Below are 20828 nucleotides of genomic sequence, written 5' to 3'. Positions count from 1 at the left end.
AACGGGGATGAGGCGGAGGTCGCCGACGGATGTGCGGCGGAAGCCCTGAACGGGGCCGCGGCCGGGGTCATGAATCGCGGTTGCGCCGCGCCCAGGCCTTCCGGATCCCCGCCCGCCAGGCCTGGTAGTGGTCACCGCTGTGCGCGTTGTGGCCCAGCGCGATGAGCGCGGTGTCGGTCCAGCCACCGGCCTCGTCCACCTCCACCCCGCACAGTGCGGGCGCGGCCGCGACGGTGTGGTCGGGGACGATCCCCGAGATCAGCCGGGAGGCGCAGCCGAAGGCGCTGCCCTGGGCGAGGTGGGCGCGGAAGCCGTCCTCCGTCGCGGCCAGGGCCATCCACTCCAGGTCCGCGGCGCTCGCACCGCCGACGTAGGTGGCGGCCAGACCCACGCCACTCCACAGGTCGGCGCGGCGACCGGCCGGGAACTCGGCGATGCGCAGGACCACGTCGTCCACGCCCGCGCACTCATGGAACCAGAGCATCCGCCCCAGGCCCTGGTCGAAGATCGCACGCTGGGTCCGGTCCATCAGGCCGGCCGTGCGCTGACGCCCCACCGTCCTGTCGGTGAGGAAAAAACCCTGGTGGAAGCCGAAGCCGTCGAAGGCCAGCCAGCGCAGCAGCGGGTGGACCGAACGGATGCCCCACATCGGCCGCATGTGCAGCCGGGCGTACGCCCAGCCGGTGCCCATGTGGATGAGGTGCGGATACCGCATCCCCTGCCCGTTGAGCAGGTCCCTCAGCCGCCTGCCGCCGGTGATCGTGAGGATGTCGAGGTGCGCGCAGGCCATGCCCGCACCCTCGTAGGCGAATCCGCGCAGCTCCTCGGGGAGGTCGTCGATCCGATCGACCTCCCGGGCGAGCATCGCGTTGAACCCGGTCAGGAATGCCCGTCCCGAGGTCTCCAACCGCTCGCGGGCCGGGCCCAGCCGGAACCGGCGAGGTCCGAAATCGGCCTGGCCGGGGTTCTTCCACAGCAGGTTGATCAGGCCGCCCGGCCTGGTCAGCACCAGCTCCGCCGGGTCGGAGGCGTTCGCGGCGTCCGAGGCCTCCGAGGTGTCCGGCTCCTGGATGGCGTTCAGGATGGCCTCGGCGCTGTCGTCCTCCGTGCCGGGCGTCTCCGTACCGGTCCGCCTCGTGTCGTGCGCCGTGCCGGTCTCCGTGCCGTGGTCCGGTGTGCCGGTCCGTTCCGTGCCGTGGTCCGGCGTGCCGGTCCGTTCCGTCCGCTCTGTGCTGCGGTTCGGTGGGCTGGTCTCCGCGTTGTGGTCCGGCGTGCCGGTCCGCTCCGTGCTGCGGTCGGGTGAACCGGTCTCCGCGCTGTGCTCCGGCGCGTAGGTCCGTTCCGTCCGCTCTGTGCTGCGGTTCGATGGGCTGGTCTCCGTGCCGCGGTCCGGCGTGCCGGTCCGTTCTGCCCGCTCTGCGTCGCGGTTCGGTGAGCGGGTCTGCTCCGTGCCGTGGTCCGGCGAGCCGGCCTCCGCGCCGTGGCCGGGCGTGCCGGCATGATGCGTGCCATGGCCCGCCAGGGTCTTCTCGGCGGGGATGTCCCAGAAGCTGTCCCTGGAAACGTCCTGGGCCCGGTCGAGGGTCTTCTCGGCGTTCGTGACGGGGGCGCTCTCGGCGCCGCTCCTGTCCGCGTCCGCTCTCGCCGGTTCGGGGACCCTGTGCGCGGTGACCCGCTCAGCCTCGTCGCTCTGAGCTATTACCCGGGTGCCCTCCGCATTGCTCACAGGCTCGAACGTAGTAAGCCGTATTCCGGCCTTCAAGCACCGCCCTCTGGTTCCGGGCAAAGAAATTGTTAGATCTGGAGGCCTGGCGGCCCCGTGGCCCGGGAGGGGACGTCAGGCTCGCGAACGGGCGTGGCTGCACCCGCAGTCTGCCGTGGGACGATCTGTCACGTATTTGCCCGCGTCGCGGAAGATGCCCGCGGCCGGGGTGTGGTCGGTCAGCGCGTCGGCCGCGAGCACGACGGCGGCCGCGGTGTAGGCGGAGCGCTCGTGCGGGAACCATTTCTCGTTCACGAACTGCCAGCCGGTCCAGTAGGAACCGTCCTCGTGCCGCAGGTGCTGCATGTCCGCGAAGAGTTTCAGCGCCCGGTCCCGGTCGCCCACGGCGTCCAGTGCGAGCACCAGCTCGCACGTCTCCGCGCCGGTCACCCACGGCTGGTCGGAGACGCAGCGGATGCCCAGGTCCGGCTCCACGAACGTGTCCCACTCCTCGGCCAGCCGCGCCTCGGCGGCCGCGCCGCGTACCGCGCCGCCCAGGATCGGGTAGTACCAGTCCATCGAGAAGCGGCTCTTGTCGGCGAACGCCTCCGGGTGCGCGAGCAGTACGTGACCGAGCTGATCGGCGGCGAGCTCCCAGTCGGGCTGCGGGTCGCCCAGGCGCTCACCGAGCAGCACGCCGCTGCGCAGGCCCTGGTGGATGGAGGCGCAGCCGGTCAGCAGGGCGTATTCGGCGGGCCTGCCGTCGGCCGCCCGCTCCCAGACGATCTCGCCCCGGGTGGTCTGCAGCTCGACCACGAAGTCCAGCGCGGATCGGACGACCGGCCACATCTCACGGGCGAAGTGCTCGTCCCCGGTCACCAGCAGCTCGTGCCAGACGCCGACCGCCACGTAGGCGGCGTGGTTGGACTCCCCGCCCCGTTCGACGGCCTTGCCCCCGACGAGCTTCATCGGCCAGGAGCCGTCGGTCCGCTGCGTACGGGCCAGCCAGTCGTAGCCCTTGCGAGCCGGTCCTGCGAGCCCGGCCACGCTCATCGCCATCAGGCACTCGATGTGGTTCCAGGCGTCCACATGTCCTTCGGGCCACGGGATGCCGCCGTCGGGTTCCTGCACCGCCGCGATGCTGTGGGCGGTCTGGACGACCTGCGGCCAGTTGATTGGGTCGCTCACCGCTCCTCATTCGCTCCGCGGGCTGCTTCGTTCCTCAGCAGACCGCTCTGCTCACTGCGTCGGGTTCGCGCCCAGTTGATTGGGTCGCTCACCGCTCCTCATTCGCTCCGCGGGCTGCTTCGTTCCTCAGCAGACCGCTCTGCTCACTGCGTCGGGTTCGCGCCCGGTTGATGGGGTCGCTCACGCGGGTTTCCGGACGTAGAGCACCACGCTTTTGCCGATGAGCGGGTTGAGCACCGCTTCGGCGATCCTGGTGGCGGCGGGGCGCTTCATGATGTCCCAGACCAGGATCTCGTGGTACGCCTTGGTCAGCGGGTGGTCGTCGTTGTTGACGCCGACCGCGCACTTGAGCCACCAGTACGGCGCGTGCAGCCCGTGGGCGTGATGGTGCGGGCCGATCTCCATGCCGACCGCCTTCAGCTTGGCGCTCAGTTCGGCCAGCGTGTAGATGCGGACGTGCCCGCCGGGAGCCGTGTGATAGGCCTCGTCCAGCGCCCAGCAGATCCGCTCGGGCAGGAAGCTCGGCACCGTGATGGCAGCCTGACCGCCCGGCTTGAGCACCCGGAAGATCTCCCGCATCGCGGCCATGTCGTCGGGGATGTGCTCCAGCACCTCGGCCGCGATCACCCGGTCGAAGCTCGCGTCCTCGAAGGGCATGTTGAGCGCGTCGCCGGTCACGGTCTCGGCCGTCCCCTCCGGGGGCACCTCGCCGGCCTTGTCCATCGCGGCGAACATGCTCGCCACGCCTTCCAGCTCCTCGGCGTCCATGTCGAAGGCCACTACGTCGGCGCCCCGCCGCAGCACCTCGAACGCATGTCGTCCGCCGCCACAGCCCAGGTCCAGAACTCGGGTTCCGGGCCCCACGGGCAACCGGCCGAAGTCGACAGTCAGCACTCGCCGCTCCTATTGAGGTGATCGGTATGAGAGGGGTTCACTTCGCGCGACGGGCCTGGATGGCCTCGTGGTAGGCCTCCACGGTCCGCTGCGCGACGACGTTCCAGGTGTAGCGCTCCATGACTCGCTCGTAGCCCTTCCTGCCCACCGCGGCCCGCTCCTCGGGGGAGTCGTGCAGGCGTCGCAGTACGGCGGCCAGCTCCTCGGGGTCGCCCGGGGCAACCTGGATCGCCGCGTCGCCGACCACCTCGGGCAGTGCGCCGGTACGGCTGGCGACCAGCGGGGTGCCGCAGGCCATGTGCTCGACGGCCGGGAGCGAGAAGCCCTCGTAGAGGGAGGGCACGACCGAGATCTCCGAGGTGGCGATCAGCTCGCCCAGCGCGTCGTCGGAGATGCCGTGCACAAACGTGACGCGGTCCTGCAGGGAGAGCTCGGCGACCAGCTTCTCGGTCGGGCCGCCCGGGGTGGGCTTGCTGACCACGGTCAGGTTGACGTCGCGCTCGGTGGCGAGCTTCGCCACCGCCCGCAGCAGCGTCGAGACGCCCTTCATCGGGGAGTCGGCACTGGCCACCGCCACGATGGAGCCGGGACGCTTGGGCATCTCCGGGCGCGGATGGAAGTAGCGGGTGTCCACGCCCAGCGGGACGAGCCGCATGTTGGCCTGAGGCACGTTGAAGTCGCGGTGGATGTCGGCGAGGGAGGACTCGCTGACGGTCAGGATCGGGCTCAGTCTCGGCGCGACCTTGGCCTGCATCCGGACGAAGCCGTACCACCTGCGGAGCGAGAACTGCTTGCGCAGCGGCGCGGCCTTCAGCTCGATCCGCCGGTCCACGCTGATCGGGTGGTGGATGGTGCCGACCACCGGGAACAGCTTCTGGATGCCGAGCAGGCCGTAGCCGAGCGTCTGGTTGTCCTGCACCACGTCGAAGTCGCCGAGGCGCTTCTTCAGCTCGCGGTGTGCGCGCAGGGTGAAGGTCAGCGGCTCGGGGAATCCCGCGGTCCACATGGTCGCGACCTCGAGCCAGTCGATCCAGTCGCGATACTCGTGCAGCTTGGGAGTGCGGAAGGGGTCTTCGTCGCGATACAGGTCAAGGCTGGGGACCTTGGTGAGAATGACGCCCTCGTCGAGTTCGGGATAGGGCTGACCGGAGAACACCTCGACGCGATGCCCGAGGGCGACCAGCTCGCGACTGAGATGGCGCAGGTAGACGCCCTGGCCCCCACAGGTCGGCTTGCTGCGGTAGGACAGCAACGCAACCCGTAGTGAGTCCGCACCTGGCACGGCAACCCCTTCCTACCCCCTGTCCGGAAAGGGGACAGGTACCGTGAAAGATGACCTTAGTCCTCGGACCCTACCATTCGGTAGCTTTGCGCACCTGATGTGGAATTGTTCCTAGACTGAGCCTCACGGGCTGCGAGCTGGGAAGTTAGTCTCACCGAACTTGATTCGGTGGAACACGTTCTCGTTGTGGCCTGACCGGCATGATGCCCATATAGGGGTGTGGCGGTACATTCGCCAATCACACGGCACAAGCCCGGGCGAAAGTCCCGCCCTACGAGCGAGGAGAACGCGTTGGCCAGACGCGCACTGATCACCGGTATCACGGGGCAGGACGGTTCCTATCTGGCCGAGTATCTGCTCGATCAGGGGTACGAGGTCTACGGACTGGCCCGTGGGCAGGCCAACCCCCGTGTCTCCCGATTGCGCAAGTTTCTGCAGAACGTCCAGTTCGTCGGCGGAGACCTGCTCGACCAGGGCTCGCTGATCTCCGCCGTGGAGAAGGTCCAGCCCGACGAGGTCTACAACCTCGGCGCCATCTCGTTCGTCCCGATGTCGTGGGAGCAGGCCGAGCTCACCGCCGAGGTCACCGGCATGGGCGTGCTGCGCATGCTGGAGGCGATCCGGGTCTGCTCCGGCATCTCCTCCTCGCGTACGGCCGCCGGATCCGGGCAGATCCGCTTCTACCAGGCATCGTCCTCGGAGATGTTCGGCCAGGTCCGCGAGACCCCGCAGACGGAGATCACCCCCTTCCACCCCCGTTCTCCGTACGGCGTGGCCAAGGCGTACGGCCACTTCCTGACCCAGAACTATCGCGAGTCCTACGGGATGTACGCGGTGTCGGGAATCCTGTTCAACCACGAGTCCCCGCGCAGGGGCACCGAGTTCGTCACCCGGAAGGTGAGCCTCGGAGTCGCCAGGATCAAGCTCGGCCTGGCCTCCGAGCTCCGTCTGGGCAACATGGAGGCCCGTCGCGACTGGGGCTACGCCGGCGACTACGTCCGCGGAATGCACCTGATGCTCCAGACGGAGACGCCCGAGGACTACGTGATCGGCACCGGCCGTACGCACACCGTCCGTGAACTCGTGGAGGCCGCCTTCACCGCCGCGGGGCTGGACTGGGAGCGGCACGTGGTCGGTGACCAGACCCTGCACCGCCCCGCCGAGGTGGACCTGCTCTGCGCCGACCCCAAAAAGGCCCGCGTCCAGCTCGGCTGGGAGCCCTCGGTCGCCTTCGAGGAGCTTGTCACGATGATGGTCGAGTCGGACATCAAGCTGCTGTCCAACGGCGGCGACCCCGACCAGGACTCCTCCTGGTCCTGAACTCCTCCGTTCCGGCCTCCGCCGGGATCAGTCGGTGATCATGATGGGACTGCCCAGCGGGAGGCGGGAGAGCAGGTCCAGCGCGGCGGACGGAACGCGCACGCAGCCGTAACTGACGTCCTGGCCGAACGCGGACCTGTCCGGCCAGCCGTGCAGGGCGATCGTCGCGGGGCCGCCGGCGAAGGTGTCGAGGGTGCCTGAGTGCGCGCCCAGCGCGAGGAACAGCGGGGTGTAGGTCTGGTGACCGGGGGTCACGGAGGCGAGCAGGAACGTCCGCCCCCGCGGGGTGGGCGTGCCGGGCGCGCCCACGGCCACCGGCCAGGATCCGAGCCTGCGTTCGGCGTCGAACACCGTGAGCCTGCGAGCGGCCAGCTCGACCCGCACCTGGTAGGTGCTGTAGACGCCCCGCAGTCCTCCGTCGTCGGTGTGGATCCATCCCGTGGATCGATTCGGCCGGCTCGGCAGCAGTATCCGGTCCCATCCCGGCAGCCGCTGGACCACCGGAACCCAGGTCGGGTCCTGGAGCTGGGTGGTCGGCAACACTCCCAGCGGTGGACCTCCGGGGCGGGAATAGACCACGCGTTTCGCCGTCGGATGTACGAGAAATCCATCCGCGACGTGAAAAGGATCGGGATCCTCCGGGGCTCTGCGCAATGTCGCATAAGTGGTGATAGTTGGCAAGCGCGCCATTTGTGCTGCTGATATCGGGAGCGGCTTGATACGCGGTGAGGCGGTCGGGGAGGACGCGGACGGCATGGTCGGAGAGACGGTCGGAGAGGCGGTCGGCGAATCGTCATCCCTTCCGCAGGAGGAGATCAGGGCCATGACGGCCAGGACGACCATGCCTGCCGTCCTGGCAGACGTGTAGCCGGAAAACCCGCGAGGAATTCCAGGTCTCCGCGAGCAACGGCGTCTCGCAGGGGTGGTTGAAGTTTTCATCGAGTTCCCGTGGTCGAATCGGTTGTATCCACGCACTTGTGGCATTCCCCCTGCTGAGAGCGACCATCAATCCATGATCTCAAATCAATGGAAACCCCGTTGGAGCTCGAATGGAGAATCGGGCGGCGGGGCGGCCCGCCAAGCACCATGAAAAAACAAAAACAACGGAAAGGAGGTAAGGAATGCCGCGCCGGTACGGCCGAGTCGCCCAGGGGTCGCTCGGAGGCCGCTCCGGGCGCGCGACCGGCGCATGACCGGCGCGCGACCGCCGAGAGCCAACCGCCATTTCCTTTCAACTCGACATATGTCATGCCATCGATTCCTGAAAACTCCGCCGGGGCGAATTGCCACCGCGCAAAGTTTTCTTGGGATCAAGCCTGTCTTGTTGCGTTGATTGTGGAGTTCTGTCCAGAAATGAACGTGTAGTGAAACCGTCGAGGTGAAGTCCTCGGAAACGGTTATCGGTCTTCCTTCGGAAGCTTCGTGCAGGGTTCACGGGTTGACGCGACGGATTCGCGAGATCTGTGAAACGAGCGCCGATTCCCATTCGCCGTGACTCTGGTTTGAGGCGGCCGGGATAGGAGCCGGACGCATGCCGGTGTTTTAGCCAATGGCCGATGGGCATGGTGGGGACTGCATGGTGGGACTGAAAGTCCAGTACGAAGAGCTGGAGTGGAAGGTTATCAGCATGAAATCGGAGACCTTCGAAGAGATTTACTTAACGAGCACCAGCGATTCGGTGCCGCGGGCTCGCTCAGAAGTCCGTAAATGGCTCGGCTACGACCATCCGGCGGTTGAGGACGCCGTTCTGGTGGTTTCCGAGTTGGTGACGAACGCCATCGTCTACTCGGATCAGGGAAACGCAGGCGACCTCATCAGGTTAACCTTGACCGCCGCGGAGGATTTCCTCTACGTGGAGGTCTCCGACCCTGGTTCGGCGTCCACCGCTCCCCACCTCTCGCGGGAGATGAATGTCCAGCCGCGAATGAGCACGGAGGGCGGCCGCGGCCTGTTCATCGTCGACACGCTCTCCCGGGGGCGCTGGGGAATACGCAAGCACGGCCGGAGCCTGGGCTGGACCGTGTGGTGTGCCCTCGCCACCCACCCGGTCCCCGAACGTCCCCACGTACCCGGCCCGTCCAACCTCCTCGTGCTGTCCGAGTGACGGACGCGTACGGTCCGTCACCTCGCCGGGCTACGGACAGGGCGCGTCCGTGGCCGGCGAGACGAGGTGCGCGGTGAGCCCGTGCCGGGGGAAGAGCGGGCCGTACCCGCCGACGCCGATCGAGCGGCTCGGCCGGGAGGGCAATGCGATGCGAGTGACTCCGTGTCGGTTGCGCTTGGTAATCAAACGGAGACTTAAAGTGAATTCGACCTAGCCGGATTTCACCGTGATCGCTCGCTCTCTGGAGCGCTGGTATCCAGCGCCGGGACCCTACCGCGGGCCCGTGCCAGATCAATGCGGGACCTCGCGTCAACAGAAGGATTCATATGTTTTCCCGCACCCACCGCATCCATCGCACCCGCCGCGCCGCCCTTGCCGCCGCGGTCGCGATCGCCGCCCCGCTCGCCCTCGCCCCCGCCGCGCACGCCACGCCTTCCCCGGCGCATGAGGTCGATCACATCGACTCGCCGGCTCTCGGCCCGCAGGTACGGCATGGATACATCTCCTCGCCTCCGAGTCGACAGGCCATGTGCGCGGCGAGACGCGTCCAGGACTGCGGTGAAGCCGAGGACAGCCCGCAGAACGTGAAGGGGGCGAAGGGCCTGCGAAAGTGCAGCGGCAACAACCCTCGCTTCCTCGCGCTCGACGACGAGACCAAGGCCTGGCCGGTCACGAAGGTGAAGAACACCGTCACCTTCAACTGGGTGCTGACCGCTCCCTACAGGACCGGCACGTGGGATTACTACATCGGCGACACGCGGATCGCACGCTTCGACAGCCAGGGGGAGGTGCCCACCTCGCCGGTCATCCACACCGTGGACCTGAACGGCAGGACGGGCCGGCTGAAGGTGCTGGCGGTCTGGAACATCGCCGACACGGAAAACGCCTACTACTCGTGCGTCGACCTGCAGAGGTAGGCGAGCCGTCCTGGCAGCCGCGATCGCCGTGCCCTTCGTTCTCGTCCCGCCGCCTATGCCGGGTCGTCTCCGGTGCGGACCCGGACCCGTTGTCCATGGTCTTGACGCCCGGGCCGGATGACGGCGCCGGCCGGGTCCTGAGTCACCGGCCGCCTGGGCGGCGACCGACCTGGAGCCGGGCATCGTGATGGAGCCGTCGCGTCCCATGGCCGCCTGACACGGACGGCCGTGGGACGTCCGGCCCGTGACACCGCGAGAAACGAGATTGCGGGTCCGAATCCAGCTGGAACTGCTGGTCCGAATCCCGCCGGTTCCGGATCGCATGCTCGCCATAGCGTCGTTCTCGTCCAGATCCCCTCCTCTTACGGATGGGACGTGACGATGAAGGGACATCCTATGGATCTGCAGCTTTCCGGCCGGGTCGCGGTGGTTACCGGCGCTTCCAAGGGCATCGGCCTGGCCGTCACCCGCACGCTGCTCGGCGAGGGCGTGCGCGTCGTGGCCGCCTCGCGCAAGAGCACCCCGGAGCTGGAGGCGCTCGCCGGCGCCGACCTGCTCCACGTACCGGTCGACCTGATGGACCCCGAGGCGCCCGGTGAGATCGTGGCGCGGGCGGTGGAGGAGTTCGGCGGGCTCGACATCCTGGTGAACAACGCCGGCGGCCCGCCGCCCGGCGTGGCCCTGCCGCGCTTCTCGTTCCTGGCTCCCACCGACGACGACTGGCGGGTGATGTTCGAGTTCAACCTGTTCTCGGTCGTACGCGCCGTCCGCGCGGCCATCCCGCCGATGCTCCGGCGAGGCGGCGGCTCGATCGTCAACGTCTCCTCGGGCGGCGCCCGGCTGCCCGCTCCCATGAACGTCGACTACAACGCCGCCAAGGCGGGCCTGAACAACCTGAGCAAGGCGTTGTCGGAGGAGTTCGCGCCGCAGGGCATCCGGGTGAACACCGTCTCCCCGGGTCCCGTTCGGACGGCATGGTGGACCGAGGAGGGCGGCGCGGCCGACATCATCGCCGCCCAGGCGGGCACCGACCGTGACACCGTGCTGAGCAGCGTCGCACCGGAGATGATGAAGCTGTCGACCGGGCGTCTCGTCGAGCCGCAGGAGGTCGCCGATGTGATCGCCCTGCTTGTCTCGCCGCGCTCGGCGAGCACCACCGGCGCGGACTTCGCCGTCGACGCGGGCTTCCTCAAGGAGATCTAACCGGGTACCGAGGCGCCGCGTACGGGCTGAAGGCGGACGGGACCGTCATTCGAAAGTTCTCACCGGTGGGTGTGACGGTCCAGGACCCGGGCGGGCAGCCGGGTCAGCCGGTCCCGTTCGTCGGCCGAGGGGGAGCCGTGCAGACCGAGCGGAGGGCGACGTTGAGAGCGTCACGATGCAGTCTGTCCAGATGCCGGTGCTGCGCGGCGGAGGCCGCCGCGCCGGACAGTTGAACGTCGCAGGCGTGGTTCGCGCCCCGGACGTCCGCGGTGGCCTTCAACTGCTCCAGGATCTCTGTAGTGATCTTGTCGAGCTGCGGCCGGACCTCCGTGGTCAGATCGGGCCGATCGGCCGGACGCAGCTTCGGGCGTGTCCCCCACAGCGCGTACAGACCGTGCTGAACGACCTTGCCGGCGTCGATCTGGTCGCGGAAGAAGCGCGTGCCGTCCGCCGGGTCGAGCCCCATGCCGGTGGACAGGGTCGTGACCTGGTCCAGCACCTGTTGCTCCCGGACGGGATCGTCGATGGGCCGGCCGGTGCCGAACTTCGCCGCGGCCACCTTGTCGGCCAGCAGGATGCGCTGTACGGCCAGGTCGGTCAGCGGTACGAGGGAGGCGGTCTGCCGAATGCCCTCGGCGGTCTGGCCCGGTGTGACGACGGGGGCGCTCGGGGCGGCGAAGGCCACGGACGACCCGCCGAGCACGAGCGCGGTGACCATGGACACGATCGCGGTGGAACGCGAGATCGGCAGATCGGCAGACATGGCAAGACCTTCCGGGAAGGCCTCCGTGAGTGGAAGACCTCCGTGAGTGATGGCCGGGTGGCCGATCCTCTGGCCATGGGTTCCGAGGGTTCTGATCGAGACTAAGGGCTTCCTGACCAGCGGGGGAACCAGGAACCGGTGCAAGTTCGGTCATGCGGGGACCAACCGATACGAGCGTCGATCCGGCAATGAGCCGGTCCTTCGGCGCGAAGTCGCGGTGTCGCGCCGTCAGGTCGCCTGGCCCGGGTCCGGCCGGGCTGACGTCGGCTCGCTCCACACGACGAGCCCGCGACCTTTCCCTGTCCCCGGTCGTCTCCTGCCCCAGCCGGGGCCCGGATCCGGCCGGCCGTCGCCGATCTCATGAGCGAATATCGCGGAGCCGGCCGGCGCCCTTTTGGTGTTGGGAAGCCATGCCGAAAAACATGACCAAAGTCCCTTATCTGGAATTAATTCCTTCTAAAAGGAACATGCGAACCAAAGGGGCAATTATGAATAAAGTGCAGGGACGAAATCGAAAGATTGGGACATTTCCTTATTGTTGGCAAATCCATTTAATCATTGTTAACTGAAATGGCGCATCGCCATGTCGATCATGGGGTAACTCCTGTTTGCCGCCACTGCCGCGGCCACGGAATCTGATTCCCTGGAATCATAAAAGACATGGAACGCGATGACTCCTAGCAGTAAAAGGCGGGCTCCAAATGCTGGCTTCGGTAAACGAAGCAGAAGTTGGGCCGTCGCTACAACGGCAATCGGAACGACGGCAATCGGCGCTATTCTGGCGCTTTCATGTCAGACTCCGGCCAGTGCCGTTGCCCTATCCGAAAATACGGTAGTCCTTCTCCCTCATACTCAGGCAGATAAAAACAGGCCTGCGTCGGATCGTCACAGAATTCAGCCCCTCGAAAATTCGCGCCCTCATTTGAGGGGAATAAAAATCGGGGGCATAAAGGCCAGGGACAGGGATCGGGATTGGGACCGGGATCGGGACTGCGAGTGCCCGAGAAGGCACTGCAAGTGCCCGCCCGGACCGCCCGGACCGCAGGGGCCGACAGGGCCGACCGGACCGACAGGCCCACAGGGGCCGACAGGCCCGTCGGGCGGTCCTCCCGGTCCTCCCGGTCCTCCGGGCGCCCCCGGCGCCCCCGGCGCTCCAGGTGCTCCAGGCACTCCCGGTTCGCCGGGTTCTCCCGGTGCGACGGGTGCGACGGGTGCCACGGGTGCCACGGGTGCGACGGGTGCCACAGGTCCTGCTGGTCCGTCCGGTCCCGCAGGTGCGAACGGTGCGAACGGTGCGAACGGCGCCCCGGGTGCGAACGGTGCCCCCGGCGCGAACGGCGCTCCGGGTGCGAACGGTGCGAACGGTGCCCCGGGTGCCCCGGGCGCCCCAGGTGCGACGGGCGCCACGGGTCCTGCGGGTCCCGCGGGCTCGCCGGGTACGCCTGGTGAGACGGGTCCGGCGGGTCCTGCGGGACCGGTCGGTGGTACGGGCCCCGCGGGTCCGGCCGGTGCTCCAGGTACGCCGGGTGCCCCGGGTGCTCCGGGTGCTCCGGGTACGCCGGGTGCGCCGGGCGCGACAGGCCCTGCGGGCCCGGCGGGTGACCCGGGTCCGGCCGGTGCCACGGGTGCCACGGGTGCCACGGGCGCCACGGGTGGCACAGGTCCGGCGGGTGCTCCGGGTACGCCGGGTGCCCCGGGCGCGACAGGCCCTGCGGGTCCGGCGGGTGCTCCGGGTACGCCGGGTGCCCCGGGTACGCCAGGTGCGCCGGGTACACCGGGTGCGCCGGGTACACCGGGTGCGCCGGGCCCTGCGGGTCCGGCTGGTGACACGGGTCCTGCGGGTCCGGCAGGTCCTGCGGGCGGTACGGGTCCCGCGGGTCCTGCGGGCCCGACGGGTGCCACGGGTGCCACGGGTGCGACGGGTGACACGGGTCCGGCAGGTCCTGCGGGTCCGGCCGGTGTTCCGGGTACGCCGGGCGCCACGGGTCCGGCGGGTCCGGCGGGTTCGCCGGGCGCCCCGGGCGCGACAGGTGCCACGGGTGCGACGGGCGCGACGGGTGCCACGGGTGACACGGGTGCCCCCGGTCCGGCGGGTGCTCCGGGTACGCCGGGTGCCCCCGGCGCGACGGGTCCGGCGGGTCCGGCAGGTACGCCGGGTACGCCTGGTGAGACGGGCCCTGCGGGTCCGGCGGGTCCGACGGGTGACACGGGTCCGGCAGGTCCTGCGGGTCCGGCCGGTGTTCCGGGTACGCCGGGCGCCACGGGTCCGGCGGGTCCGGCGGGTTCGCCGGGCGCCCCGGGCGCGACAGGTGCCACGGGCGCGACGGGCGCGACGGGCGCCACGGGTGACCCCGGTCCGGCGGGTGCTCCGGGTACGACGGGTCCTGCGGGCCCGGCCGGTCCTGCGGGCCCGACGGGTGACACGGGCCCTGCGGGTGCTCCGGGTACTCCGGGCGCCACGGGTCCTGCGGGCCCGGCAGGTCCCGTGGGTGGTACAGGTCCCGCGGGCCCCGCGGGTCCGACGGGTGCCACGGGTGCCACGGGTGCCACAGGTGACACGGGTCCTGCGGGTCCCACGGGTGGCACGGGTCCTGCGGGTCCTGCGGGTACTCCGGGTGCGGCCGGTCCGGCCGGCCCTGCGGGTGACGCGGGTCCGGCGGGTCCTGCGGGCGCGACGGGTGCGACGGGTCCTGCGGGTCCGGCGGGTACTCCGGGTACTCCGGGTGCGGCCGGTCCGACCGGTCCCGCGGGTGACGCGGGTCCGGCGGGTCCGACAGGTGCGACGGGTGCGACGGGTCCCGCGGGTCCCGCGGGTGCTCCGGGTGCGGCCGGTCCGGCCGGTCCCACGGGCGACGCGGGTCCTGCGGGCCCGGCGGGCGCGACAGGTGCGACAGGTGCGACGGGTCCTGCGGGTACTCCGGGTGCGGCAGGTCCTGCGGGTCCGGCCGGTGCGGCCGGTGCCACCGGTCCGGCCGGTGCCACGGGCGCCACGGGTCCTGCGGGCCCGGCGGGCCCGGTTGGCCCTCTGGCACCGCCGTCCGCTGTCGACTCGGCGTTCCTGCTTCTCGACGAGATCATCACATCTGTGCGGACCGACTCGACGCTGTTCCTTCGCGACCCGCGAACGACTCCCGTCTGGCATGACATGTCGGGGATACCTAACTATCCCGCAGACGCGGTCGACGTCGCTACCACGGAGTTCCTCGACGGGGTGCTTCCGTACCTTCACATCACGGTGCAGAACGAAATAGGAGATATCGCTCACTCGAGGTGCCTCCTGGGACTTCCCATCCCGGTGTTGGGAGGCTTCTTCGCTCCGGGAGCGCCCCTTGGGCCTCCTGCTTACCCGGCGAACTGCACCTCGTTCGTCAATGCGACTCCGCCGCTCTGATTTCCTGTCAGAGCATGACTGAGTAGCTGTGAGTGCCGTGCCCGGTGTTATCCGGGCACGGCACTTATCATATGGGCCGTCCTTAGTTGTCCTTCACGACCGCATATTTACATCGGCGACTTCCTACGAATCGCAGGAAGTCGGCCTGTTGATATGGCTGCCGATATCGGATTATCAATTCTTCTGGACGACGGCCTGTGATCCTTGGATTGACAGAGACCCCGAATAAGCTGGACGTGATCACTTTCTCGGGCTACGGCGACGACGACGGCGGGCGTCGGCTGTGGCGAATTCCAACCGTCCACGGGGCCGGGCATACGCGTACCGGTCCGTCCGCTGCCGTTCCCGAGCCGTCACGCCCCCGGCTTCGGCCCTGACAAGGAGGAACACCCATGCAGCCAGCTCAGCCGCTGATGGCCTCGGTAGCCCTGGCCTTCGGGCTCGCCGCACCCCCGGCGCCGGCCGTCGCGTCAACGGACACGACCGAGCTGCGAGCGGATGCCCTGTCGATAAGCGTGCCCACCTCGGTCGCCCTCGGCGGAGCGGCCCCGGGGGGCACGATCAGCAGGCAGATGGGCACTGTCACGGTGGTCGACAACCGGCTGATCCTGGCCAGCTGGACGGCGACCGTGTCGGCGACGAACTTCACCACGGGAGCGGGCTCCTCCGCGCAGACCGTCGGGAAGGGCAGAGTGTCGTACTGGTCGGGTCCGGTCACCGCCTCGGTGGGCATCGCCATACGGACCCCGGGACAGCTCACCGCTCTGCTCGCGCAGGACCTCTCCGTCCCGCGCACGGCGTTCTCCAAGACGGCCGGGGTGCTCGGCACCTCCACCAGCTGGAACCCCACCCTCGTGGTGGCCATCCCGAACAGCGCCGTCGCGGGCCCCTACACGGGCACGGTGACGCACTCCGTCGCCTGACGTGGCTCTCGGGAGAGAACCGCCGGGCAGCCGGCCGGCGTGCGGCCACGCCGGCCGGCCACGTCAGACACCGCGGGGCATATCCGCGCCGCTCCGGTCCTCCGAGGCGCCGACCCTCAGACGAGGGTGACCGGAAGGTCCTTGATGCCGTTGATGAAGTTGGAACGGAGCCGGCGGGCCGGGCCGGCCTGCGCCAGGTTCGGCAGCCGCTCGGCCAGGACCTCGAAGAGGACCCGCAGTTCCAGCTTGGCGAGGTGGTTGCCGAGGCAGAAGTGGGCTCCGCCGCCGCCGAAGCCGATGTGCGGGTTGGGGTCGCGGCCGATGTCGAAGCTCTCGGGGTTGGCGAACACGTCCTCGTCCCGGTTGGCCGAGCTGTAGAACACCACGACCTTGTCGTCGGCCTTGATCTCCTGGTCACCGATCATCGTGTCCACGGTGGCCGTACGGCGGAAGAGGTTGACGGGGGAGACCCAGCGGACGATCTCGTCGGACGCGGTCCGGGCGAGGGAGGGGTCGGCGACCAGGCGCTGCCACTGCTCGGGGTTCTCGAAGAAGGCGAGCATGCCGCCGGAGGCCGCGTTGCGGGTGGTCTCGTTGCCCGCGACGACCAGAAGGAGCACGAACATGTCGAACTCCTCCTCGGTGAGCGTCTCGCCGGCCGCGTCGGGCATGAGCAGCTTGGTGACGATGTCCTCGCGGGGATTCTTGTGCCGCTCGGCCGCCAGAGCGTTGGCGTAGGCGTAGACCTCCATGGCCGCGTTCGTGCCCTCGGCGGGGTCGGCCGCGTAGTCCGGGTCCTCGGCCCCGATCATCTCGTTGGACCACTTGAAGATCTTGTTCCGGTCCTCGACGGGGGCGCCGAGCAGCTCACAGATCACATAAAGCGGCAGCGGGGCGGCGATGTCCCGGACGAAGTCGACGGAGGGAAGGCCCTTGGCCTCGTCGACCAGCTGGTTGCAGAGGTCACGGATGCGCTGTTCCAGAGCGCCCATCATGCGCGGGGTGAAGCCCCGGTTGACCAGGGAGCGTCGCCGGGTGTGCTCCGGCGGGTCCTGGTTGAGCATCATCATCCGCTGGAGCTCACGCTGCTCCTCGGGCACCTCGTCAAAGAGCGCGAGCTTCTTGCTCGACGAGAACAGGTCGGACCGGCGGGAGATGTGCACAACGTCGGCGTGCTTGGTGACCGCCCAGAACCCGGGCCAGCCGCGCTCGGTGTCGCCCTCGTGCAGGTAGACCGGCGTGTTGGCTCGCAACCAGCCCAACTGGTCATAAGGCGCTCCGTTACGCCAATAAAAGTCTTTGTCGACCAGATCGATGTCCATTGGTCCTCCTGCGCGAACCGTGCGTGCGTCCTCGTGACGCGGCTCATAACGGTGCAGCCTACGTGGATACGGGCTCGGTAGGCCGCACTCGGCTGATCTTGCGACAAGCTCCTCGCGAGGACGCACGTCGCGGACGGGAGAGTCGCGAGGACGTCAAGGAGCCCACCTTCCGTGAAGGCCGTGCCGAGCCGTCAAGCACGTGATCGACCGCTCGACGGGACAGCATTCTAGAACGTGTTCTATTACGTGGCGGCGACGGCGTCAAGAGGGGCGGCGTCAAGGAGGCCCGGGGAGCGATTGCTCCCCGGGCCTCGTCTCAGATGGCCGCCGGACCTCTCAGATGACCGGCGGATGGATCAGATGATCGCCTGACGGGTCAGAAGGCGATGTCACGCCAGGTGCCGACCTCGGCCGCGGTCAGCGCCCGGGGAAGGATGGCCATGCGGTCGACGGCTCCGGTGAGACGCTGGCCGCCGTCCTGGTCCGCTCCGAAGCGGAGCGGGCGTGCCGTGCAGCCGGTGATGCCGTCGGTGGTCGCGGTGCCGCCGCCGACCCGGGTGCCGTCGACGTAGGTGTTGATCACGCCGTTGCGGTTCATGGTGACGACGAGGTCGATGTAGCGGCCGGTCGGGATCGTCCCGCTCAGCCCCACGTTCTGCCCGGCGCCGATGAAGCGCAGGGTGTTGGAGGGGGTGAGGTCGACGATGATCCCGTCGGTGCCGGGGTTGCCGCCCGGCTGGGAGTCGAAGAGCCTCCGGTAGCCGGTCCCTCCGATCTTGACCTCGGCCGCGAACGTCGCCTCGGGCATGTAGCCCAGCAGCGTGCTCGCCGTGGTGAGGTAGGTCGAGCCGTTCAGGACCAGCCCGCTGCCGCTCGGGGCCGTGGTGTCGTAGGTCGCCGTGCCGACGACGTTGGCGTTCCTGCCGCTGCCGGAGCTGTCGGTCACGGTCGTGCCCGACGTCGGGTCCCACGCGACGACGGCCCTGTCCGTCGGCGGGGTGACGCACGGGTTGAGGCCGACGGCCGCCGAGCTGCCCGCCTTCCAGCCGTCGCCCGAGAGTTCCGCCGCGATCCGCGCGGACCTGGTCCCGTTCGCGGGGCCGACGGCCACGGAGAACGAGAAGGTCTTCGGGTTGCCCGGCGAGACGGCGGGCACCTGGATCGAGGCGGGGGTTGCGGTCCAGCCCTGCGGGAGGGTGAGGGCCAGCGTGCCGGCGGGCACGTCCTTCGTGCCCGGCGCGGTGACGGTGACGGTGACCGGGATCGACTCGCCGGCGCCCGCGATCACGGGTGCGGTGATCTTGACGGTCACCCCGTTGACGATCGTGTAGGACTCTCCGTCCTTGGCGTCGATGGTGATGACGTCACCGTCGCGGGGCGGGTCGATCGTCTTGCCGCTCTCGTCCTCGACGTGGTAGCGGCCACCGATCATGGCGGCGCGGACCTTGAGAGGACCGGACCTTCCCGCGTGCACGGTGACCCTGTCGGCGTTGCCGTCCTTCCACGAGGCGTCCACGGTCGCGTCGCCCCGGGCGCGCAGGCCGGTGACCGAGCCGTTGGACCAGGCCGACGGCAGCGCGGGCAGTACGTCGATCGTGTCGTGCTGGCTCTGCAGCAGCATCTCGGCCATGCCGGAGGTGGCGCCGAAGTTGCCGTCGATCTGGAACGGCGGGTGGGTGTCCCACAGGTTGTCCAGCGTGGAGCTCTTGAGCTGCTCGCTGAGCATCTTGTGCGAGTGGTCGCCGTCCAGCAGGCGGGCCCAGAAGTTGACCTTCCACGCCTTGCTCCAGCCGGTGCCGCCGTCGCCTCGTGCGGTGAGCGAGATCTTGGCCGCCTCGGCCTCCGGGGTGCCGGCCGTGATCTGCCGTCCGGGGTGCAGGCCGAACAGGTGGGAGACGTGCCGGTGGTCGTTGCGCGGATCGTCCAGGTCCGCCTTCCACTCCTGGAGCTGACCCCAGGAACCGATCCGGATGCCCGGGTCGAGCTTGTCCAGCGCGGCCTGCAGCTCGGCCTGGAAGGGCTTGTCGTTCTTCAGCTCCTTCGCCGCCTCCAGGGTGTTGGTCAGCAGGTCGAAGACGATCTGCTGGGACATCGAGGCGCCCGCCGTGAAGTCGCCCTGCTCGGGGGAGTAGCTGGGGGAGACCACGAGCTTGCCGTCACGCGGGTCGGTGTAGAGGGTGTCCAGCCAGAACTCGGCCGCGCCCTTCATCACCGGGTACGCGGTGCTGCGCAGATACTTGTTGCTGCCGCTGAAGCGGTAGTGGTCGTACATCTGCTGGGTCAGCCACGCCGCCGCGTCGGGGAACCAGAACGAGGTGGCCCAGTTGTGCACGCCGGTGAAGCCGAACGGGTTGGTCTCGTTGTTGACGACCCACCCGCGCGAGCCGAACATCTCCTGGGCGGTCTTCGTGCCGGGCGCGATCATCGACTGGACGTAGCGGTCGTACGGCTCGGTCGTCTCGGCGAGGTTGGTCTGCTCGGCGAGCCAGTAGTTCATCTGCAGGTTGATGTTGACGTGGTAGTCGGCCGACCAGGGTGGATTGGTGGAGTTGTTCCACACGCCCTGCAGGTTGGCCGGGAGCGACCCCTCCCTGGAGGAGGCGATCAGCAGGTAGCGGCCGTAGGCGAAGAACAACGCCTCCAGCGCCCGGTCGTCGGTCGAGGCGCCGCCGGTGTACGCCGCGCGCAGCTTGTCGGTCGGGATGGTCGGCGCCTTCTGCCCGAGGTCCAGCTTGACCCGGTCGAACAGGTTCCGGTAGTCGGTCAGGTGCTTGGCCTTGAGCCCCTCGTACGACCTGCCGGCGGCCGCGTCGACCGTCGCGGTCACCTTGGCGTGCGGGTCCACGGTCCGGTAGGTCGGGTAGACGTCGGAGTAGTCGGTGCCCGCCGACAGCACGAACATCGCGCTGTCGGCGCCCGTGACGGTGACCTTGTCGGTGCCGTCGGTGCGGGTGCCGCCCTTGGTGATCACCTGGACCTGCGACTCGAACTTCATGCCGTTGTCGGCGAGCGTGCCCCTGACGGTGAGGCGGCCCTTGGAGACCGAGACCTGCTTGTCGTTGCGGGGCGAGGAGGTGCGCAGCGTGAAGGAGACCTTGCCGCCCTTGTCGGCGGAGATCCGGCCGACGACGACGTTGCTGGGGTGGCTGGCGAAGTACTCGCGGGAGTAGGTCACCCCGTCCGAGGTGTAGCCGACCTTGGCGACCGCGTCGCGCAGGTTCAGCTCCCGGCGGTAGCCGGTGACCGTGCTCGCGGGGACTTCTGGCATGTCCAGCCAGAGGTCCCCGAAGGTCTGGTAGGCGCCGAAGCCGCTCTTGGGCTGTCCGAGCTTGGCCGCCACCGCCTCGGGGGACATCTTCCCGTCGCGGTCGATCTGCGCCTGAACCTCGGCGATCGCATTGGGACGGGGGCTGGTCCAGTTGCCGAAGTCGTAGTTGTTCGCGCCGGGACCGCCGGTCCACAGGGACTTCTCGTTGAACTGGATCTGCTCGCTGTTGACGCCGCCGAACACCATGGCGCCCATCGCGCCGTTGCCGATCGGCAACGCCTGGGTCTCCCAGTCGGTGGCGGGCTTGTCGTACCAGAGAGTCAGGTCATCGGGTGTATCGGCTGACACGACGGCTCCTTCCGACTTCGCCTGAGCTAGATTCTGGCCGTAGAAGCTGGTGGTGAGGGTCAGAGCGGCTAAGAAGGCAACGGCAAGTCGTCTTCTTGAGGGGTGGAACAACGAATTCCTCCGATCACAGGGCCCATCTGCTTCTAGGAGATAGCACTGAAATTCGGACGTAACAAGGCTCATCCTCCGATGTTTATGACTTC

At 68.7% G+C, this 20828-nt stretch carries 13 protein-coding genes; 5 read left to right on the top strand and 8 right to left on the bottom strand.

Features of this window, described 5'->3' with window-relative positions; genetic code table 11:
* Positions 1 to 67 precede the first annotated feature (67 nt).
* The 4 genes from DKM19_RS39820 to DKM19_RS39805 form a co-directional block, all read right to left on the bottom strand.
* Complete coding sequence (locus DKM19_RS39820; protein ID WP_110703135.1) at positions 68 to 1726, bottom strand: DUF1702 family protein; 1659 nt, start codon at positions 1724 to 1726, stop codon at positions 68 to 70.
* A gap of 111 nt (positions 1727 to 1837) precedes the next feature.
* Positions 1838 to 2890, bottom strand: a complete 1053-nt coding sequence (locus DKM19_RS39815) for a prenyltransferase (RefSeq protein WP_110703132.1) — start codon at positions 2888 to 2890, stop codon at positions 1838 to 1840.
* Positions 2891 to 3070: 180 nt separating this feature from the next.
* Positions 3071 to 3784 (bottom strand): class I SAM-dependent methyltransferase, encoded by a 714-nt coding sequence (locus DKM19_RS39810; RefSeq protein WP_110703129.1) that lies wholly within the window; start codon positions 3782 to 3784, stop codon positions 3071 to 3073.
* A gap of 37 nt (positions 3785 to 3821) precedes the next feature.
* Positions 3822 to 5066, bottom strand: coding sequence for a glycosyltransferase family 4 protein (locus DKM19_RS39805; RefSeq protein WP_110703126.1), 1245 nt, complete (start codon positions 5064 to 5066; stop codon positions 3822 to 3824).
* Between the two features lie 291 nt (positions 5067 to 5357).
* Here DKM19_RS39805 and DKM19_RS39800 point away from each other — a divergent pair, with 291 nt between their 5' ends.
* Positions 5358 to 6386: a GDP-mannose 4,6-dehydratase gene (locus DKM19_RS39800; protein ID WP_110703123.1), complete on the top strand. Its 1029-nt coding sequence runs from the start codon at positions 5358 to 5360 to the stop codon at positions 6384 to 6386.
* Positions 6387 to 6413: 27 nt separating this feature from the next.
* Here DKM19_RS39800 and DKM19_RS39795 read toward each other — a convergent pair whose 3' ends face one another.
* Positions 6414 to 6965: a L,D-transpeptidase gene (locus DKM19_RS39795; RefSeq protein WP_239513841.1), complete on the bottom strand. Its 552-nt coding sequence runs from the start codon at positions 6963 to 6965 to the stop codon at positions 6414 to 6416.
* A gap of 997 nt (positions 6966 to 7962) precedes the next feature.
* Between DKM19_RS39795 and DKM19_RS39790 the strand changes: the two genes are divergently transcribed.
* The 3 genes from DKM19_RS39790 to DKM19_RS39780 all read left to right on the top strand — a co-directional run bounded on the left by DKM19_RS39790 (position 7963) and on the right by DKM19_RS39780 (position 10610).
* Complete coding sequence (locus tag DKM19_RS39790; RefSeq protein ID WP_162642110.1) at positions 7963 to 8490, top strand: ATP-binding protein; 528 nt, start codon at positions 7963 to 7965, stop codon at positions 8488 to 8490.
* A gap of 326 nt (positions 8491 to 8816) precedes the next feature.
* On the top strand, positions 8817 to 9407 hold the full coding sequence (locus tag DKM19_RS39785) for a lytic polysaccharide monooxygenase auxiliary activity family 9 protein (RefSeq protein ID WP_110703117.1): 591 nt from the start codon (positions 8817 to 8819) through the stop codon (positions 9405 to 9407).
* 396 nt (positions 9408 to 9803) lie between these two features.
* Entirely contained in the window at positions 9804 to 10610 is an 807-nt protein-coding gene (locus DKM19_RS39780) for an SDR family NAD(P)-dependent oxidoreductase (protein WP_110703115.1), read from the top strand.
* Positions 10611 to 10713: 103 nt separating this feature from the next.
* On the opposite strand, the gene DKM19_RS39775 is transcribed toward DKM19_RS39780, so the two are convergent.
* Entirely contained in the window at positions 10714 to 11373 is a 660-nt protein-coding gene (locus DKM19_RS39775) for a chorismate mutase (RefSeq protein ID WP_110703111.1), read from the bottom strand.
* 3783 nt (positions 11374 to 15156) lie between these two features.
* On the opposite strand from DKM19_RS39775, the gene DKM19_RS39765 reads away from it, so the two are divergent.
* A complete protein-coding gene (locus tag DKM19_RS39765) occupies positions 15157 to 15687 on the top strand; it encodes a hypothetical protein (RefSeq protein WP_162642108.1) in 531 nt (176 codons plus the stop codon).
* A 116-nt stretch (positions 15688 to 15803) separates the two neighbouring features.
* Here the strand turns inward: DKM19_RS39765 and DKM19_RS39760 are convergent, their stop codons facing one another.
* Positions 15804 to 17009, bottom strand: coding sequence for a cytochrome P450 (locus tag DKM19_RS39760; RefSeq protein ID WP_110703105.1), 1206 nt, complete (start codon positions 17007 to 17009; stop codon positions 15804 to 15806).
* A gap of 376 nt (positions 17010 to 17385) precedes the next feature.
* Positions 17386 to 20625: a glycoside hydrolase N-terminal domain-containing protein gene (locus tag DKM19_RS39755; RefSeq protein WP_239513840.1), complete on the bottom strand. Its 3240-nt coding sequence runs from the start codon at positions 20623 to 20625 to the stop codon at positions 17386 to 17388.
* Positions 20626 to 20828 lie beyond the last annotated feature (203 nt).

The sequence above is a fragment of the Streptosporangium sp. 'caverna' genome, from assembly GCF_003203775.1.
Lineage (GTDB): Bacteria > Actinomycetota > Actinomycetes > Streptosporangiales > Streptosporangiaceae > Streptosporangium > Streptosporangium subroseum.
The sequence above is the reverse complement of the archived record's forward strand: the minus strand, read 5'-3'. Positions and strand labels throughout refer to the sequence as shown.

Excerpts from the sequence above, each read along its gene's own strand:
- DKM19_RS39790 (WP_162642110.1), top strand. The coding sequence starts at position 7,963 with ATGGTGGGACTGAAAGTCCAGTACGAAGAGCTGGAGTGGAAGGTTATC.
- DKM19_RS39785 (WP_110703117.1), top strand. The coding sequence starts at position 8,817 with ATGTTTTCCCGCACCCACCGCATCCATCGCACCCGCCGCGCCGCCCTT.
- DKM19_RS39780 (WP_110703115.1), top strand. The coding sequence starts at position 9,804 with ATGGATCTGCAGCTTTCCGGCCGGGTCGCGGTGGTTACCGGCGCTTCC.
- DKM19_RS39775 (WP_110703111.1), bottom strand. The coding sequence starts at position 11,373 with ATGTCTGCCGATCTGCCGATCTCGCGTTCCACCGCGATCGTGTCCATG.
- DKM19_RS39765 (WP_162642108.1), top strand. The coding sequence starts at position 15,157 with ATGCAGCCAGCTCAGCCGCTGATGGCCTCGGTAGCCCTGGCCTTCGGG.
- DKM19_RS39760 (WP_110703105.1), bottom strand. The coding sequence starts at position 17,009 with ATGGACATCGATCTGGTCGACAAAGACTTTTATTGGCGTAACGGAGCG.